Here is a 17,812-nt window from a genome sequence, read left to right on the forward strand (position 1 = left end):
AGCGCGGCTTACTTCGCCGCCGCCTTCGCCACGTTGGCGTTGGCCGAAGCCACCGCCGTCATGTTGATGATGCGCCGCACGGTCGCCGCCGGCGTGAGGATGTGCACCGGCTTCGACGCGCCCAGCAGGAACGGACCGACCGTCACGCCTTCGCCGCCAATCACCTTCAGCAGGTTGTAGGCGATGTTGGCCGCTTCCACGTTCGGCATGATCAGCAGGTTTGCTTCGCCCGTGAGCGTGGTGCCCGGGAACGACTGCTTGCGGATCAGTTCCGAAAGCGCCGCGTCGCCGTGCATTTCGCCGTCCACTTCGAGTTGCGGCGCGCGCGCGGCGATCAGCTCACGCGCGGCCTGCATGCGCTGCGAGGTCGACGAACGCACGCTGCCGAAGTTCGAGCTCGAAAGCAGCGCGACCTTCGGCGTGATGCCGAATTTCTCGATTTCGCGCGAGGCGAGAATCGTCATGTCGGCGAGTTGCTCGGCGCTCGGCACTTCGTTCACGTAGGTGTCGCTGATGAAGATGTTGCGGCCCGGCAGCATCAGCAGGTTCATCGCCGCGTAGTTCTCGGATTCCTTGGCCTTGCCGAACACCTGATCGACGAACTTCAGATGATAGTCGAAGCTGTTGAGCAGACCGCAGATCATGCCGTCGGCGTCGCCCAGATGCACGAGGATCGCGCCGATCAGCGTGTTGAACTTGCGCACCGACGCCTTCGCCACGTCAGGCGTGATGCCCTGGCGCGCACCGAGTTCGTGATACGCCTGCCAGCTTTTCTGGAAGCGCGGATCGTCTTCGGGATCGACGATCTCGAAGTCGGTGCCCGGACGCAGCTTCGAGCCCATCTTCTTCAGGCGCATTTCCACGACCGAAGGACGGCCCACGATGATCGGCCTGGCGATCTTCTCGGTCAGCACGAACTGCGCGGCGCGCAGCACGCGCTCGTCTTCGCCCTCGGCGAACACGATGCGCGCGCAGTTGGCCTTGGCCGCCGCGAACACCGGACGCATCACCATGCCCGAGCGGTAGACCGTCGCGCCAAGCTGCTCGCGGTAGGCTTCCATGTCCTCGATCGGACGCGTCGCCACGCCCGAATCCATCGCGGCCTGCGCCACAGCGGGCGCGATCTTGATGATGAGGCGCGGATCGAAAGGCTTCGGAATCAGGTACTCGGGGCCGAATTCGAGCGTGTGACCTTCATAAGCCTTCGCCACTTCGTCGCCCTGGTCGGTTTCCTCGGCCAGTTCGGCAATCGCGCGCACGCATGCGAGCTTCATCTCTTCCGTGATGGTCGTCGCGCCCACGTCCAGCGCGCCGCGGAAGATGAACGGGAAGCACAGCACGTTGTTGACCTGGTTCGGATAGTCCGAACGGCCCGTGGCGATGATCGCGTCCGGGCGCACCTTCTTCGCTTCTTCCGGGCGGATTTCCGGCTCCGGGTTGGCGAGCGCCAGGATCAGCGGCTTGTCGCCCATTTCCTTGACCATCTCGGGCTTGAGCACACCGGCGCTCGAGCAGCCGAGGAACACATCGGCGCCCTTGATGGCGTCGCCGAGCGCGCGCGCTTCGGTGTTGGCCGCGTAGCGCGCCTTCGACGGATCGAGATTGCCGCGACCTTCGTAGATCACGCCCTTCGAGTCGGTGACGAGGATGTTGTCTTTCTTGAGGCCCAACTTCACGAGCAGGTCCAGACATGCAATCGCCGCCGCGCCCGCGCCCGAGCACACGAGCTTCACGCTGCCGAGTTCCTTGCCCACGACCTTCAGGCCGTTGAGGATCGCCGCCGACGCGATGATGGCCGTGCCGTGCTGGTCGTCGTGGAAGACGGGGATCTTCATGCGCTCGCGCAGCTTCTGCTCGATGTAGAAGCACTCGGGCGCCTTGATGTCTTCGAGGTTGATGCCGCCGAGCGTCGGCTCGAGCATCGCGATGGCGTCGACCAGCTTGTCCGGATCGAGTTCGTCGAGTTCGATGTCGAACACGTCGATGCCGGCGAACTTCTTGAAGAGGCAGCCCTTGCCTTCCATCACCGGCTTGGCCGCGAGCGGGCCGATGTTGCCAAGGCCGAGCACGGCCGTACCGTTGGTCACGACGCCCACGAGATTGGCGCGCGAGGTGTACTTCTGCGCATCGAGCGGATCGGCGTGAATCGCCTCGCACGCGGCCGCGACGCCCGGCGAGTACGCGAGCGACAGATCGAGCTGGTTCGACAGCGGCTTGGTCGGCGTGACCGAAATCTTGCCGGGCCTCGGATTCTGGTGATACGCGAGGGCGCTTTGCTTCAGTTGTTCATCCATTTTCAGGCCTGCCTGGACGTGAGAGACGTGAGAGAGAGAATGTTTTATGTTCGTAAGCCCGCCGGCTGGCGCATCGGCGCATTGGCGTATCACGCCACGCGAGCGTCCCAGCGGGGCCGATTAGTGTACACCTCGTGCCCTACGCGTCCACGTGGGTCAAAGACTGATACCGGGAATTCGCCCGGCCAATCACGCGCCGTGCCGCCACGCGACGTGGCGCGCTCTTTTGTCTTATGTTTGAACGACGCTCAGTCGAGCGCGGCGCCCCGGCGTTCGGGAATCAGGAAGAGCGTGGCGAGGATGTCGAGCACGTAGATGGCGGCGAGCATGCCGAGCGCCGCCGTGAACGAATAACGCGCGGCCAGCGCGCCCACGGCGAGCGGCCCGAAGCCGCCCACGGCGCGGCCGATGTTGAAGAGCACGTTTTGCGCGGTGGCGCGCGCCGCGGTCGGGTACAGCTCGGAAATGAGCGCGCCATAGCCGCCGATCATTCCGTTCACGAACACGCCCATCGCCGCGCCGCCGATCAGGAGCGCGAACGGCGTGGAAAGCTGCGCGTAGACGAACACCATGACCACGGCGCCCGCCTGATAAAACAGAAACGCGGGCCGGCGGCCGAACCGGTCGGCCGCGATGCCGAACAACCAGATGCCGAGCGCCATGCCGGCCACCGTTGCGGCGGTCCAGAGGCCGGACTTCGTGAGCGAATAGCCGAAGGCCTTCGAAAGGTACGCGGGCAGCCAGATCATCAGCCCGTAGTAGCCGAAGTTCTGCACCGAGCACAGTATCGCCACGCCGAAGCTCGCACGCGCGGTGCGCGCGTCGGCCACGAGCATGCGCAGCGCGCGCGGACGCTCGGCTTTGGCGGACGCGGCCATGCGCTGCGCATGCTCGACGAAGAGTTCGGGCTCCTCCACGCGGCGGCGCACGACGAACGAGACGACGGCCGGCAGCAGCCCGATCGCGAACATGCCGCGCCAGCCGATCACGGGCAGCAGCAACGGCGTGAGCAGCGCAGCGGCCAGCACGCCCAGTTGCCAGCCGAGCCCGACATACGACGACGCCCGCGCGCGCAGCCGCGCGGGCCACGCCTCGGCGACGAGCGCCATGCCGATGCCGAACTCCCCGCCAAGCCCGATGCCCGCGATCGTGCGGTAGACGAGCAGGTCGGCATAGCCGCGCGCGAGCGCGCACATGCCGGTGAAGACCGCGAACAGCAGAATGGTCCACGTGAGCACGCGCACGCGCCCGTAGCGGTCGCTCAGGAGCCCGAAGACGATGCCGCCCACGACCGCGCCAACCAGCGTCCACGTGACGAGCGCACCGGCCTGCGCGCCGCTCAAATGGAGATCGGCGCTGATCGCGGGCAGCATGAAGCCGAGCATCAGCAGATCGAAGCCGTCCATTGCATAGCCGAGCACCGAGGCGACGAGCGCACGCAGGGCGTGGCCACGCGCGGCGGCGGCTGAGGTGGCGGGCGGGGAAACGACGGTCATGGGGGGATCCTGAGGAACGGGCGCGCATGCGGGAACGCGACCCGGCGTGAGTGTAAAGGCGCTGCACAGGCGTCACAACCCGGAAACAAAGCGCGAAACCAGGTGGAAAAGTCAGTGGCAAGCAACCGGAAAACAAGCGCGACGCCCGGCTGGCAATGCCGCCCGGCGTTCGCGCCCCACATAGCCGCCGATGGTTGCCGGCGACGACTCGTCGGCGGCCGTCAAGTCGGGTAAAATACCGGCCTACGCGCGCAAGAGAAGCCGTCCGGACCGAGCGAGTCAGTCTGACAGAACGTCGGATGAAGTCAGACGATCCACGCCCCCGGACCGCGCACCGCCGGCGCCGAAGCCATGCTTCGCGCCGGCCGTGCCAGCGCCACCGGGCCACGCGCCCACCCTCCTCCCGCACTCATACCCAAGGATTCGCCCATGACAGGCTACGATCGCCAGACGATCTCGGACGCAACCGCGAAAATGCTGCTCGAAGTGAAGGCCGTGCACTTCAACGCCGAAAAGCCCTTCATCTTCACCTCCGGCTGGGCGAGCCCGGTCTATATCGACTGCCGCAAGCTGATCTCGTATCCGCGCGTGCGCCGCGGCCTGATGGAAATGGCCGAAGCCACGATCCTGCGCGACGTCGGCTACGAGCAGATCGACGCCGTGGCCGGCGGCGAAACCGCGGGCATCCCGTTCGCGGCATGGCTCTCCGACCGCCTGATGGTGCCCATGCAGTACGTGCGCAAGAAGCCGAAGGGTTTCGGCCGCAACGCGCAGATCGAAGGCCTCCTCACCGAAGGCCAGCGCGTGCTGCTCGTCGAAGACCTGACCACCGACAGCCGCAGCAAGATCAACTTCATCAACGCGCTGCGCACGGCCGGCGCGCAGGTGAACCACTGCTTCGTGCTGTTCCACTACAACATCTTCAAGGAAAGCGTCTCGGTCCTGAAGGACATCGACGTCGACCTGCATGCGCTCGCCACGTGGTGGGACGTGCTGCGCGTCGCCAAGGAGTCGGGCTACTTCGAAACGAAGACGCTCGACGAAGTCGAGAAGTTCCTGCACGCACCGGCCGAGTGGTCGGCCGCGCACGGCGGCGCGACGTCGGCACCGCAATAAACAGGAGTCTGCGCGCGCGCTTTCACGCGCGCAGCAAAAAGGCCATCTGCCTCAAAAGCAGATGGCTTTTTTTCGGCCTGCGCACGACGTCAGTGCGGCCAGATCAATGCGTGGTTTCCGCTTCGCCGCCCTCGTCGGGTGCATGCGAGGAGAGATTGAGCAGACCATTACTCTGCGCATATTGAAACAGCTCGGAATCGCGATCGAGTCCCAGCTTTCTCATTGCCGTATTCTTTTGTGTACTAATTGTCTTGATACTACGGCTAAGTTTTTCGGATATTTCTTTAATCGTCATTCCTGAAACAAAGAGTCTTACGACTTCAAGTTCGCGTTTTGAGAGAATGACTTCATCCGTTTTACCGCCGCTATTGATGCGCAACTGATCGAGCGCCGTCTTCACCTGCGGACTCAAGTATTCGATATTCCGGCTCACGTGCTGCACGGCGAGCCCGATATGGCTAAGGTCGTCGGACTTGTGCACGACCGCGATCACGCCGAGTTCGCTCAGACGTTTGAGCAGCGCGGCGTTTTCGAGCATCGTCAGGACGACGATGGGAATGTTCGGAAAATTGCGCCGTAGATAACCGATGAGCGGCAAACCGTCGCCGTACTGGCCTCCCGGCATGGCGAGGTCGGTCACGAGCACATCGCAGGGACCGGACTGCAACGCCTTGACCAGCTCGGTGGACTGGCGCGCACGACCAACAACCTGAATACCGGGGAAATTGAGCAGTGCGTGTTCGGCACCAAACAAGATCACCGGATGATCGTCGGCGACTACGACCCTGATTGGCTGCTGCATTACCCCTCCGTGTAGGCAAACCTGTTTCTCTTCCGGCGCGCGGCCAGCCCCTGTTTCGCTTCTTCTTTCTGGCGCCCTACAACCCCACCTGCCCCGAGCAGGGTAATGTAAGACTATAGCGGAATCCTCACGAATAATCTGTACGCATGCAGGCGAAACGTAACTTATTAATACCGCTATATTGAAGCAAATTCGGTCCGGAGCACAAATCAAACATTTCCTTCAGGACTCTGTGGACCGGATTTGACAAACATACAGGAGAACTCGCTAATGCGTACTCCCTATGCCTTCGGGCCGAGTTGCTTTCGTCATGCGTTTGCGCTGGCCGGCGTTGTCATGACGTGCGTCACAATGCCGGCGGCCTTATCCCATGCAGGCGAAAATTTCAGGCTATCCAGCCCCAGCTTCGTTGAAGGCGGAACGGTCGGTCCGAGCCAGATCTTCAACGATGCCGGTTGCAATGGGCCGAATCATTCACCTGGCTTGATGTGGCGCAATGCTCCGGCGGGCACACGAAGTTTCGCCATCACGATTTTCGATCGCGACGCACCGGGACGCGGGTGGTGGCACTGGGCCGTCGCCAACATTCCGGCAAACGTCACGAGCCTGCCGGAAAACGCGAGCGCATCGGGCGCACTGCGCAAGTTCGGCGCGATCGAGGCGCGCAATGACTTCAACGTCGACGGCTATGGCGGCCCCTGTCCGCCGCCGGGCAATCCGCATCGTTATGTCGTCACCGTTTATGCGCTTCGCGTCGAAACGCTGCCACTCGCGCAGGGGCGCCCCGCCGCGCTATTCGATCGCGAGATCAGCGGCTTGTCGCTCGGCAGCGCGCAAATCACCGTGACCTACGGCCGCTGACCAGGCCCGCGCGGGCGGCGTGAGATTGCTTCGCGCGAAGAAAAAGAGTCGTTCCGCACGGCGCGCGTCACACGGCGCGTGAGGCGGCATGGATGTGATTAAGATGATGCGTCGCGCGCCGGGCCGAGGCGCTGGCAGCGGCGCGCCGCATTGTCCCCTCCCTTGAATGGAGTCGTCCATGTCCAGAATCGTCATTGCGTATCACAGCGGCTACGGCCATACGAAGAAACTTGCGGAAAGCGTGCTCGCGGGCCTGCTGGGCGCGGGCGCCGATGGGAAGTTGATAGCGGTCAATGAAATCGACGATGCGGGCTGGGCCGACCTCGACGCCGCCGACGCGATCGTGTTCGGCGCGCCGACCTACATGGGCGGTCCGTCCGCCGACTTCAAGAAGTTCGCCGATGCAAGCTCGAAGGCCTGGTTCACGCAGAAGTGGAAAGACAAGATCGCGGCAGGCTTCACCAACTCGGCGACGATGAACGGCGACAAGTTCTCGACGATCCAGTATTTCGTCACGCTGGCGATGCAGCACGGCATGGTCTGGACCGGCACCGGCATGCTGCCCGCCAACACGAAGGCCGCCACGCGCAACGACGTGAACTTCGTGGGGGGCTTCACGGGGCTGCTCGCGCAGTCGCCGGCCGACGCCACGCCCGAGGAAGCGCCGCCCGCCGGCGACCTCGAAACCGCCCGCGCCTTCGGCGTGCGTGTCGCCACCGTGACGGACCGCTGGCTGGCCGGCCGCGCGGCGAACGCCTGAGCGCGAGCCGCCACTCCGTTCGGTCCCCGAAGCAATCGCACGCCGCCGTGCGAAGCCGGCCTGCGGGCCGCGCGCGGCGGCGCACCACGCCTTCACAGACAAGCCCTCGGGTAAGCCCCGATTTTTTTCCCGGCACGGTCACACGTGTGCCCGCCTGACGTCTTAAAATACCGTTCCGGCGGCGCATTGCCGAACCGGCCCTTGCAACCCGCAGTGTTTGCGACCCCGAATTCCCGCGTTCAGAGAGATCGAGATGAGCACGAAAGTTTTTGTCGACGGACAGGAAGGCACGACCGGCCTGAAGATTTTTGAATACCTGTCGCCGCGCACCGACGTCGAGATCCTGCGTATCGACGATGCGAAGCGCAAGGACGTCGAGGAACGCCGCCGTCTCATCAACGCTTCGGACGTGACGTTCCTGTGCCTGCCCGACGTCGCCTCGCGCGAGTCGGCCTCGCTCGTCGAGAACGATCGCACGGTGCTGATCGACGCGAGCACGGCGTTCCGCACCCAGGCCGACTGGGCCTACGGCCTGCCCGAGCTCACGAAGGCGCAGCGCGAGAAGGTGCGCCAGTCGAAGCGCATCGCGGTGCCGGGCTGCCACGCGTCGGCATTCATCCTGGCAATGCGCCCGCTCGTCGAGGCGGGCCTCGTCGCGCCGGACTTCGCCGCGCATAGCTACTCGCTCACGGGCTACAGCGGCGGCGGCAAGAAGATGATCGCGGAGTACGAAGCCGGCGGCAACGCGAAGCTCGCGAGCCCGCGCCCGTACGCGCTCGGCCTCACGCACAAGCATCTGCCGGAAATGGCGGTGCATGGCGGCCTGAAGTCGGCGCCGGTCTTCACGCCGATCGTCGGCCCGTTCTACAAGGGTCTCGCCGTCACGACCTACTTCTCGCCGAAGCAGCTCACGCGCCATGCGAAGCCGCAAGACGTGCAGGCGCTGTTCGCCGAGTACTACGCGGGCGAGCAGTTCGTGCGCGTGGCGCCCTTCAACGCCGATGAGAACCTCGATGCCGGCATGTTCGATGTGCAGGCGAACAACGATACAAACCGCGTCGACCTGTTCGTGTTCGGCAACGACGAGCAGTTCGTGACCGTCGCGCGCCTCGACAACCTGGGCAAGGGCGCCTCGGGCGCGGCGATCCAGTGCATGAACCTCGCGATCGGCGCGGCCGAGAACACCGGCCTTAACGCCTGAAGCGCTCCGCGAAGCGCGGTGCAAACAAAAAACCGGCTCCAGGAGCCGGTTTTTTTACGCCTTGCCGCCCTGCAAAACGCACGGGCAAAAAAAAGCCCGCCAATGGTTGGCGGGCTGAATCCATATCAGAGGAGACATGGAGGAGACAAGAACCAGTATAGCGACTAGCGTGATGCAATGCAACATGTAAAGTAGTGCGCACCCTGAATGTTGCGTCACAACAACATGTTTGTCACGGGCCTGTCATCGAGAGAATGAACATCAGTTGATCGAGCCCCACCGGCCGCACGAGGTGCACGTCGAAGCCCGCTGCAAGCGCCTCCTCGCGGTGGCGCGACTCGCCCCAGCCGCCCAGCCCGATCAGGAGCGGCGCGCGCTCGCCGCTCACCGCACGCAGTCGTCGCACGAGAACTACGGGTTCGTCCTGGGCGAGGGAAAGCGCCACGATCGCCACGGCGGGCGCATCGCGGGCTGCGACAGTGAGCGCTTCGTCAAGCGTGCGGGCCACGGACACGCCGTAGCCCAGGTCGGTCAGCAAGGTGCTGAGCCCGTCCAGCGATTTTTCGTCGTTATCGGCGATCAGGATGTGTGTGTCCATTCGCCGTCTCCTGCCCTGAAATGGACCCGGCAGCCCCTTCCGCGCCGTTGGTCGGTCGTTGGGTCAGTCTCGAGCCCTGCCATCGTCACCGGTTCCCCGTCCCTGCATCCGTGATGCGGCGCCGCGAATCAATCCGGCCACCGTCCGTTGCGATGCGCCACATTGTCCCTGGCTGGCGCGCGGGTATTTGTGCGTCACCGCGCGCTCCACTGAAGATTTTGATCGGCAAAGCGGCGAGAACGTTCGCCGCGCCCCACTTCATCCGGCGAATCAGCCGCCCTGCTCCCCGCGCCCCGCGCGGCGCGCCGCCACCTTGCCGAGCACGGCGAAGTCGCGTTCGCCGTCGCCGTGCGCGAGCGCTTCGAGCAGGCTGTCGCGCAGCACGCTGGCCACCGGCATGGGCGTCGCCACTGCGTCGGCAGCGGCGAGCGCGAGCCGCACGTCCTTGAGGCCAAGGCGCGCCTTGAAAAGCGCGGGCTCGTAGCGCCGCTGCGCGATCATGCCGCCGTAGCCCGTGTACACCGGGCCGGGAAACGGTCCGCTCGTCACGACGTCGAGAAAGTCGCGCATCGCAACGCCGTAGCCGTCAAGCAGCGCCGCCGCCTCGCCGAGCGATTCCACGGCCGACGCCAGCATGAAGTTCGCCGCGAGCTTCATTACGTTCGCCTGCTGCGGCACGGCGCCGACGCGCCACGTCTTCTGCCCGATCACATCGAAAAGCGGCTGCACGCGGTCGATCGCCTCGGCCGGCCCCGCGGCCATGATGGTGAGCTTCGCCGCCTGCGCGGCATCGGGCCGCCCGAGCACCGGCGCCGCCACGTAATGCAGCCCGCGCCCGGCGTGCGCCTGGGCGAGCGATTCGGCGAGCGCCACCGAAATCGTCGCCATGTTCACGTGCACGAGCCCTTGCGGCGCGTGGTCGAGCAGCGTCGCGTCGAACACTTCGCGCAGCGCCGCGTCGTCGGCGAGCATCGAGATGGTGGCGTCGCCGCCGAACGCCTCGCCCGGCGCGCCGACGATGCGAGCGCCCGCCGCGGCGAGCGCCTGAGCCTTGCCCGCCGTGCGGTTCCACACGCGCACTGTGTGGCCCGCCTTCAGCAGATTGCCGACCATCGCGCCGCCCATTTCGCCAAGACCAATAAAACCGATGTCCATCGCATGCTCCTTCCACTCAGAATCGATCGGGGGAAACCCGGGGAAAGCGCCAAGTACAGCACAAGGCGGCCCTGGCTGCCGGCGCGGAGTCGGCAGACGCGTCCGTGGCAATCGCGCGCAAGCCTGCGCACGCGGTGCGATACTGCTTCGCATGGTCACCGCCACCTTCCGCTTCTACGAGGAGCTGAACGACTTTCTTGCGCGGCCGCTGCGCAGGCGCGCGTTCAGTTGCGCCTGCGCGCGCAACGCCACGGCCAAGCACATGATCGAGGCGCTGGGCGTGCCGCACACCGAAGTGGAGCTGATCCTCGTGAACGGCGAATCGGTCGGCTTCGAGCATCCTCTCGCGGACGGCGACCGCGTGGCGGTCTATCCGAAGTTCGAGGCGCTCGACATCCGGCCCTTGCTGCGCGTGCGCGACGCGCCGCTGCGCGAATTGCGCTTCGTCGCCGACGCGCATCTGGGCGGTCTCGCCCAACTGCTGCGCCTCGCGGGCTTCGACACGCTCTACGACAACCACTTCCCCGACGACGAAATCGAGGCGCTGGCCGCCGCCGAGCATCGCATCGTGCTCACGCGCGATCGCGAACTGCTCAAGCGGCGCACCATCACGCACGGTTGCTACGTGCGCGCGCTCAAGCCGCGCGCGCAGGTACACGAGATTTTCGAGCGGCTGGATCTCGCGGCGAGCGCCCGGCCGTTCCGGCTATGCCTCACCTGCAACGCGCCGCTGCGGCCCATCGAGCGGGCCGACGTGCGCGAGCGCGTGCCGGAGGGTGTGTTCGAGCGGCAAGCGCGCTTTGTCACCTGCGACGTGTGCGAGCGCGTGTTCTGGGAGGGCTCGCACTGGCAGCGCATGCGCACGCTGATGGACGCGCTGACGCGCCGGCCGGACGATACCCGCGAAACGCACGACGACCGCGACAGACACAATGGCCACGCGCCGCCGCCAGGCGCCGCAGCGGAATGACGCGTGGCGGCGCATCCAGCAGCATTCAGGCACATAGCGGCGATGGACGCGCGCGGGCGTTTGCGTACAATGCGCGCCACCGCCCAACACCGGAGCACGACAGATGGCCATGAAGAAAACCGACCTTGAAAAGAACAAGGCGCTGAAACTGATGCAGGCGACCAGCAAGGCTGGCCCCGAGCGCTTCGGCAAAGCCTCGGCACAGCCGACGCTGGACCGCCGCGAGCAGCGCAAGCTGGACCAGGCGCAAGGCCTCGTGCCGTTCGCGTGCAAGCTGAACGCCGAACTCGTCGCGAAGCTGAAGGCGCGCGCCGAAACCCATCCGGAAGGCCTCAACGGCCTCCTCACCGAGCTGCTGGAAGCCGGGCTCGCGCGCGAAGCGTCCTGAGCGCCGCAGTCGCCCCGCGCCACAGGCGAAAAAAAAGCCAGAGCAAATGCTCTGGCTTTTTCATGGCTGGGGATGCACGCGATGTCGCCATCACGCGCGTCCCGGCCGAGCAGGCGATTTAGTTCGCCTGGCCCTTGTCGGAGGTACCGGCAGCCGATGCGCCTTCCGACACAGCAGCGCGCTTGCCGTGGTGCTTGAGTTGCTTGTGTTGCTTCTTGGCCTTTGCCGGCGCGCTGGCTGCCGGTGCGGTTGCAGCGGGAGCCGAAGCGTCTTGTGCAAATGCCTGAGCCGAAATCAGTGCGACGGATGCTGCGATGAGCGAGGCGAGAATCTTTTTCATCTGTTGTTCCCCAAACCTGACAAATAATGACCGGCACGTTGTGAATTAGAACAGCAAAAAACTGCGAAACGATCCGCTTGCCGATCTGGGCGGGCGTTTCGCGCGAAGCAGTATTACGCAGCGTAGGGCGTTTGTCATCCGCAAATAGCCGGGTGTATTTTCCGGGAGACAATTCCCTTTCAATTCGGATACGATCGGCATTTACGCGTTCGTTTTCCGGAAGGTCGCGGTCTTTTCACGTAATGCGTTGAATCGACCGGAGCCGCGCCTCGTCGCCGTCAAATTCGTGCCAGATTCAGATGAAATCGCGATAAACGATGCGGCCCGACTCACGGCCCCATTTCGAAAACGCTGTCGCGTCTGTTCCACGCAAAAAGAGATTCTCCCCTTGCAATCCGCCGCCCGTCTCCACCTGCGCGCCAATCTGCTGATGCTCGCAGCCGCCCTGATCTGGGGCTCGGCGTTCGTCGCCCAGCGCCTGAGCCTCGATGCCATTGGCCCGTTCCTGTTCACCGGCCTGCGCTTTCTGCTGGGCGCGGGCGTGGTCACGGCGTTCGTACTCGTGCGCCGCCGCGTGGCTGTTCGTCCGGCTTCAGGCAGCATGGCGGCCCCGGCGCTGTTCGACCGCGCACTGCTGCGTTCGGGCGCGGTGCTCGGCATCGTGCTGGCCGTCGCCATCTCGCTTCAGCAGATCGGCCTCGGCTACACCAAAATCGCCAACGCCGGCTTCATCAGCTCGCTCTACGTCGTGATCGTGCCGATGCTCGGCATCATGCTGCGCCACCGCACGGGCGTCGGCACCTGGCTCGGCGCGGCGCTCGCGGCGGTCGGACTCTACTTCCTCAGCATCAACGAACACTTCTCGGTGATGTACGGCGACTGGTACCAGCTCGGCTGTGCGCTCGTGATCTCGATCCAGGTGATGCTCGTGGGCCACTACGCGCCGCGCCACGATCCGCTCGCGCTTTCCATCGTGCAGTTCGTCGCCTGCGGCGTGGTGTGCCTCGCGATCGGGCTCGTCTGCGAGCCGCTGAGCGCCGCCGCCATCGTGCGCGCCGCGCCCACCATCCTCTACGGCGGCGCGCTCTCGGTGGGCGTCGGCTACACGCTCCAGGTCGTCGCGCAACGCGACGCCGCGCCCGCCCACGCCGCCGTGATCTTCAGCATGGAAGGCGTGTTCGCCGCGCTCGCGGGCTGGGCCGCGCTCGGCGAAACGCTCACGCCGCGCGCCCTCGCCGGCTGCGCGCTCATGCTGACCGGCTTGCTTGCCTGTCAACTGGTGCCGGCCTGGCAGGCCCGCGTGCTTGCTCGCCAGCGCGCGGCTACACAGCCTGCCGAGACCGCGTAAAACCCCGCAGATAGCGCTTTTACCTGAAGTGGTATGACCGGCCGCATCCTTCGGCCGCCGCGCCCTGCCCGCGCACGATCGAAATCCTCCAGCGCATTCCCGCCGTGAAGGCCGCGATGTTCGCGATGCAGCCCGCCGACGGCTCGCTCAATCCGCACCGCGATCCGTTTGCCGGGTCGCTGCGCTATCACCTCTGCCTCAGCACGCGGAACGACGACCGTTGCGCGATCATCGTCGACGACATTCCCGACTCCTGGCGTGACAGCGAGGACGTCGTGTTCGATGGAACCTGTCTGCATCACGCGCAGAACAAGACGCGTCAGGATCGCCTCATCCTCTTCGAACGAAACCGGCGACCGCACGGGGGGCCTCAATGGCGCGTTCCGCTATGTGTATTCGGTGCGCCTCGCGGGCAAGCGCCTGACGGCATGGAATCGCAGCGTTTATTACGTCGTCAAACAGGTGTTGTTCGGCGGTATCGCGCTAGCGATTTTCTGGCGCTGACCCGTCACTTCACGTCTTTCTCGACGAATGGCGTCGCCTCTGGGCGGCGCTATTTTTTGCATGTGGATAACGTGCGATTGCATGACGCCCACGCCAGGTTATCCACGCCTGCCTCTGGACAACCTGGGGATGACCTGGCGAACGACCTGTGGACCACTTCTTGATAACCCGGCGCGCAGTGAAACCGCTTGAAAAGTTATCCCGGAAGCGCGCGATGCGTTCAGGGTTTTTCCGCATGGCTATCCGTTTCGCATCGATATGAGCCAACAGGCAATTTCTCTGTTGTCCACAGTCAACGCCAGTACTTGTTAACTATTACTACATATAAATATAAATACTGATATGAATATGGAGAAAACGCGCGACGCTCGCTGCGCTCGCGTGCTGCGCATTCGCGCAAGGTCGTCATCGCCTCCTTTTCAACGTCAACCTCAACGCGCAAGAACACGATCGACGAAACGCGGAAAGCCGAGCAGCGCGCGCCGCGCGATCGATCGGCGAATCTCGTGACGCCTGCCTGAAAAGCCGACCGTCTCGCTGGCACAAAGCACCCGCCCGTTGTCGATACATGCCCACGCGAAGCAATGCGTCACGGTGGAAACTGCGTCGTCCTCTTCGTCCTCTGCGTGCGCGAGCAAGCCGATGCTCGCCAGCGCAACGCTTGCGCTGCCCCATCGCCCAACGCCCTTGATCAGCGCGCCTTCGGCGGCTTCGCGCGCGACGGCCTCGCTGACCAGCCCGTCGCGTTCGATCGTCGGCGCGCTCACGCCCGGCAGCGCCGCGATTGCCGTTGCCGCATGCGCGACATAGCCGAGATCGAGACATCCCGCCGCGCCGCGCTGATCGGCGAGCATCGCGCCGCCCGTGCAGGTCTCCACGCTCACGAGCACGAGCGCGCGCGTCTTCAGATAGCCGACGATCTGCTTCGAAATGTTCATGGCGACAACGCAGGGAAACGAAAACGCGAGTGTCGCACGCGTGCCCTGCACGAATCCCACACACGAATCCGCCACAATCCGCGCAACGAAAAAGGGCGTGCATCCCGAGGATGCACGCCCTTGCATGAGTGCGCCGAAACGCTGCCGCGCGGCTAGCCGCCCGTCATCATCCGTTCGATGGCCGGTTCGAGATGCAGCAAGCCGGTCGTCGCGGGCTCGGCCTCCACGACGCCAAAGCAGTCCGTGCGCCGCGGCGCCGGGTCGACGAGAAAGTTGCGCTCGTAGCGCCCGCAGCGTTCAGGCGGCAGCAGGCGCTCGGGCGGAATCACCTCGAACGCCGTGCCCACTGCGAGAAAGAGATCGTCCGGCGTCATGTCGCGCTGGATGTTCCAAAGCGTCTCGTACTCGGGGGCGGCTTCGTTGAAGAACACCACGCCGGGCTTCACCCCCTCCACCTGTCCGCAAGACGGGCAAGCGGCCTGCGGGTCGAGCCCCTTGCCGGAGGCCGGAAAGCGATACTCGCAGTCGGTGCACAGGAGCGAAATCATGTCGCCGTGCAGGTGCGTGACCTGGCGCGCGCCGGCCTGCTCGAGCATGTCGTCGATGTTTTGCGTGACGAGATGCACGCGCTCCGTGCCCCAGGCGTCCTGCCACTGCGCGAGCAAGCGATGGGCGCCGTTCGGGCGCGCGTCGCCGCATTCGGCAATGCGCTGGTTGTAAAAGCGGAACACCGCCGGGCGGTTGCGGCGCCATGTGAGGTAGTTGCAGACCTCGTCGATGTTCGCATGGGACCAGATACCGTCGCCGGTGCGGAACGTGGAAATGCCGCTCTCCGCAGACAGGCCCGCACCGGAAAACACGAACAGGCGGGGCAGTCTGCCGGACTGCCGCGGTTGCAGGGATTGCGCCACTGTCATCTCCTTGATCGAACGGCGACATTATGATCGTCCAACGGACTTTCGGCTGGACCTTTCGGGGCGAAGTCGCGCGGATTGCACGCGATACGCCTGCGGGCATGAAACGCACCCGTGGAGACGACGCGGCGGCGCGCCGAGGGCCCAGGGCGCAAGCGATCCGTGCGAGCCGCCTGAGCGGCCTCTGAACGCCTCCTGCTGCGATCGGCAAAACAAAAAGGGGATGCCGCATGGGCATCCCCTTTTTCAAGACGTTCTCAGCGCGGCCGGCGGCCGCACGAGAACAACCTCACTCCACCGTCACCGACTTCGCGAGATTGCGCGGCTTGTCCACATCGGTGCCGCGCGCGCAGGCCGTGTGATACGCGAGCATTTGCAGCGGCACGACGTGCAGGATCGGCGAAAGCAGCCCGTAGTGCTCCGGCATGCGGATCACGTGAATGCCGTCTTCGCTCGTGATATGCGTGTCGGCGTCGGCGAATACGTAGAGCTGGCCGCCGCGCGCGCGCACTTCCTGCATGTTCGACTTGAGCTTTTCGAGCAGCGCGTCGTTGGGCGCCACCGTCACCACCGGCATCGCCTCGGTCACGAGCGCGAGCGGCCCGTGCTTGAGCTCGCCCGCCGGATACGCCTCGGCGTGGATGTACGAGATTTCCTTGAGCTTGAGCGCACCTTCGAGCGCGATCGGGTAATGCAGCCCGCGCCCCAGGAACAACGCGTTTTCCTTGCGTGCGAACTCGTCCGACCACGCGATGATCTGCGGCTCCAGCGCGAGCACGCCGTTGAGCGCGGCCGGCAGGTGACGCAGCAGCTTCAGGTACGCGGCTTCCTGCCCGGCATTCACATGACCGCGCAGCTTGCCGAGCGTCACCGCGAGAATGAAGAGGCCCACGAGCTGCGTGGTGAACGCCTTGGTCGACGCCACGCCGATCTCGCGCCCCGCGTGCGTGAGGAACTTGAGTTCGGTGAGGCGCACCATCGCGCTCGTCGCCACGTTGCACACCGCGAGCGTGTGCTCCATGCCGAGCGACTGCGCGTGCTTGAGCGCGGCGAGCGTGTCGGCGGTTTCGCCCGACTGCGAGATGGTCACGACGAGCGAGCGCGGATTCGGCACCGACTCGCGGTAGCGGTATTCGCTTGCGATCTCGACATCGGTGCGGATCTTCGCCACCGTTTCGAGCCAGTACTTCGCCGTGAGGCCCGCGTAGTAGCTCGTGCCGCACGCGAGAATCAGGATGCTGTCGATGCCCTTGAACACCTCGCCCGCGTTCTCGCCGAAAAGCTCGGGCGTGAAGGCGTCGGTAGCGGGAATCGTGTCGGAGATCGCGCGCGGCTGCTCGAAGATTTCCTTCTGCATGTAGTGGCGATACGGGCCGAGGTCGACCGCGCCGCCGTATGCGCCGTAGGCCTGCACGTCGCGCACTTCGCGGGTCACGATGTTGCCCGCGCGGTCGGCAATGCGCACGCCTTCCAGCGTGATCTCGCACACATCGCCTTCTTCCAGATAGCTGATGTGCTCGGCGCTGCCCGCAATGGCGAGTCCATCGGATGCGATGAAGTTCTCGCCCTTGCCATAGCCCACCACGAGCGGCGAACCGGCACGCGCGCCCACCACCGTATGCGGCTGGCTCTTGTGTACCACACCGATCGCATAGGCGCCCGCGAGTTGCTGCACGGCCTCGCGCACGGCGGCGAACAGGTCGCCTCGATAGAGGCTGTGGATCAGGTGGGCGATGACTTCGGTGTCGGTCTGCGAGACGAACTCGTAGCCCTTCGCGCGCAGCATGTCGCGCAGCGACTCGTAGTTCTCGATGATGCCGTTATGCACGATCGCGAGCGTGTCCCGCGAGAAGATCGGGTGCGCATTGTTCACGGTGGGCGCGCCATGCGTGGCCCAGCGCGTGTGGGCGATGCCCGTCACACCTTCGAAATGCGCCTCGCGTACCTGCTCGTCGAGTTCGGCCACGCGTGCGACGCTGCGCACGCGCTGCGGGCCGTCGGCCGTCACGACGGCCACGCCGCACGAGTCGTAGCCGCGATATTCGAGGCGCCGCAGTCCTTCGATCAGGACGGGAACGATGTTACGAAGCGCTACCGCGCCGACAATGCCGCACATGGATTCGATCC

Annotated in this window: 16 protein-coding genes and 1 pseudogene; 8 read left to right on the forward strand and 9 right to left on the reverse strand. The window is 65.1% G+C overall.

Annotated features, from left to right (window positions below; genetic code table 11):
* Positions 1–8: 8 nt before the first annotated feature.
* Both C7401_RS02655 and C7401_RS02660 read right to left on the reverse strand, forming a co-directional pair.
* Positions 9–2,294 (reverse strand): NADP-dependent malic enzyme, encoded by a 2,286-nt coding sequence (locus C7401_RS02655; protein WP_112169818.1) that lies wholly within the window; start codon positions 2,292–2,294, stop codon positions 9–11.
* 248 nt (positions 2,295–2,542) lie between these two features.
* Entirely contained in the window at positions 2,543–3,790 is a 1,248-nt protein-coding gene (locus tag C7401_RS02660; RefSeq protein ID WP_112169819.1) for an MFS transporter, read from the reverse strand.
* A gap of 429 nt (positions 3,791–4,219) precedes the next feature.
* Here C7401_RS02660 and C7401_RS02665 point away from each other — a divergent pair, with 429 nt between their 5' ends.
* Complete coding sequence (locus C7401_RS02665; protein ID WP_028203433.1) at positions 4,220–4,906, forward strand: orotate phosphoribosyltransferase; 687 nt, start codon at positions 4,220–4,222, stop codon at positions 4,904–4,906.
* A gap of 103 nt (positions 4,907–5,009) precedes the next feature.
* On the opposite strand, the gene C7401_RS02670 is transcribed toward C7401_RS02665, so the two are convergent.
* The gene (locus C7401_RS02670) at positions 5,010–5,708 is read right to left on the reverse strand and encodes a response regulator (protein ID WP_112169820.1); all 699 of its coding nucleotides are present in this window, start codon (positions 5,706–5,708) and stop codon (positions 5,010–5,012) included.
* A gap of 336 nt (positions 5,709–6,044) precedes the next feature.
* Between C7401_RS02670 and C7401_RS02675 the strand changes: the two genes are divergently transcribed.
* From C7401_RS02675 to argC, 3 genes are all read left to right on the forward strand, one after another.
* Positions 6,045–6,569: a YbhB/YbcL family Raf kinase inhibitor-like protein gene (locus tag C7401_RS02675; RefSeq protein ID WP_181565491.1), complete on the forward strand. Its 525-nt coding sequence runs from the start codon at positions 6,045–6,047 to the stop codon at positions 6,567–6,569.
* A gap of 178 nt (positions 6,570–6,747) precedes the next feature.
* Positions 6,748–7,329, forward strand: coding sequence for a flavodoxin family protein (locus tag C7401_RS02680; protein WP_112169822.1), 582 nt, complete (start codon positions 6,748–6,750; stop codon positions 7,327–7,329).
* Positions 7,330–7,582: 253 nt separating this feature from the next.
* Positions 7,583–8,530: an N-acetyl-gamma-glutamyl-phosphate reductase gene (argC, locus tag C7401_RS02685; protein ID WP_112169823.1), complete on the forward strand. Its 948-nt coding sequence runs from the start codon at positions 7,583–7,585 to the stop codon at positions 8,528–8,530.
* A 232-nt stretch (positions 8,531–8,762) separates the two neighbouring features.
* Here argC and C7401_RS02690 read toward each other — a convergent pair whose 3' ends face one another.
* On the reverse strand, positions 8,763–9,128 hold the full coding sequence (locus C7401_RS02690; RefSeq protein ID WP_112169824.1) for a response regulator: 366 nt from the start codon (positions 9,126–9,128) through the stop codon (positions 8,763–8,765).
* Between the two features lie 270 nt (positions 9,129–9,398).
* Positions 9,399–10,283, reverse strand: coding sequence for an NAD(P)-dependent oxidoreductase (locus tag C7401_RS02695; RefSeq protein WP_112169825.1), 885 nt, complete (start codon positions 10,281–10,283; stop codon positions 9,399–9,401).
* A 151-nt stretch (positions 10,284–10,434) separates the two neighbouring features.
* Between C7401_RS02695 and C7401_RS02700 the strand changes: the two genes are divergently transcribed.
* A complete protein-coding gene (locus tag C7401_RS02700; protein ID WP_112169826.1) occupies positions 10,435–11,253 on the forward strand; it encodes a Mut7-C RNAse domain-containing protein in 819 nt (272 codons plus the stop codon).
* Between the two features lie 103 nt (positions 11,254–11,356).
* A complete protein-coding gene (locus tag C7401_RS02705) occupies positions 11,357–11,641 on the forward strand; it encodes a hypothetical protein (RefSeq protein ID WP_112169827.1) in 285 nt (94 codons plus the stop codon).
* Positions 11,642–11,759: 118 nt separating this feature from the next.
* On the opposite strand, the gene C7401_RS02710 is transcribed toward C7401_RS02705, so the two are convergent.
* Positions 11,760–11,981, reverse strand: coding sequence for a hypothetical protein (locus C7401_RS02710; RefSeq protein ID WP_112169828.1), 222 nt, complete (start codon positions 11,979–11,981; stop codon positions 11,760–11,762).
* Between the two features lie 430 nt (positions 11,982–12,411).
* On the opposite strand from C7401_RS02710, the gene C7401_RS02715 reads away from it, so the two are divergent.
* Both C7401_RS02715 and C7401_RS02720 read left to right on the forward strand, forming a co-directional pair.
* The gene (locus C7401_RS02715) at positions 12,412–13,329 is read left to right on the forward strand and encodes a DMT family transporter (RefSeq protein ID WP_112170266.1); all 918 of its coding nucleotides are present in this window, start codon (positions 12,412–12,414) and stop codon (positions 13,327–13,329) included.
* 14 nt (positions 13,330–13,343) lie between these two features.
* Positions 13,344–13,833, forward strand: a pseudogene (locus C7401_RS02720) (aspartyl/asparaginyl beta-hydroxylase domain-containing protein); the annotation flags it as partial.
* A 431-nt stretch (positions 13,834–14,264) separates the two neighbouring features.
* Here the strand turns inward: C7401_RS02720 and C7401_RS02725 are convergent.
* The 3 genes from C7401_RS02725 to glmS all read right to left on the reverse strand — a co-directional run bounded on the left by C7401_RS02725 (position 14,265) and on the right by glmS (position 17,801).
* Positions 14,265–14,771, reverse strand: a complete 507-nt coding sequence (locus tag C7401_RS02725) for a CinA family protein (RefSeq protein WP_181565481.1) — start codon at positions 14,769–14,771, stop codon at positions 14,265–14,267.
* Positions 14,772–14,923: 152 nt separating this feature from the next.
* Complete coding sequence (locus C7401_RS02730) at positions 14,924–15,682, reverse strand: SIR2 family NAD-dependent protein deacylase (RefSeq protein WP_224040723.1); 759 nt, start codon at positions 15,680–15,682, stop codon at positions 14,924–14,926.
* Positions 15,683–15,974: 292 nt separating this feature from the next.
* Positions 15,975–17,801 carry a glutamine--fructose-6-phosphate transaminase (isomerizing) gene (gene glmS / locus C7401_RS02735; protein WP_112169832.1) on the reverse strand — a complete coding sequence of 609 codons (1,827 nt, stop codon included), beginning with the start codon at positions 17,799–17,801 and terminating at the stop codon, positions 15,975–15,977.
* Positions 17,802–17,812: the final 11 nt, after the last annotated feature.

The sequence above is a fragment of the Paraburkholderia unamae genome, from assembly GCF_003268775.1.
Lineage (GTDB): Bacteria > Pseudomonadota > Gammaproteobacteria > Burkholderiales > Burkholderiaceae > Paraburkholderia > Paraburkholderia unamae.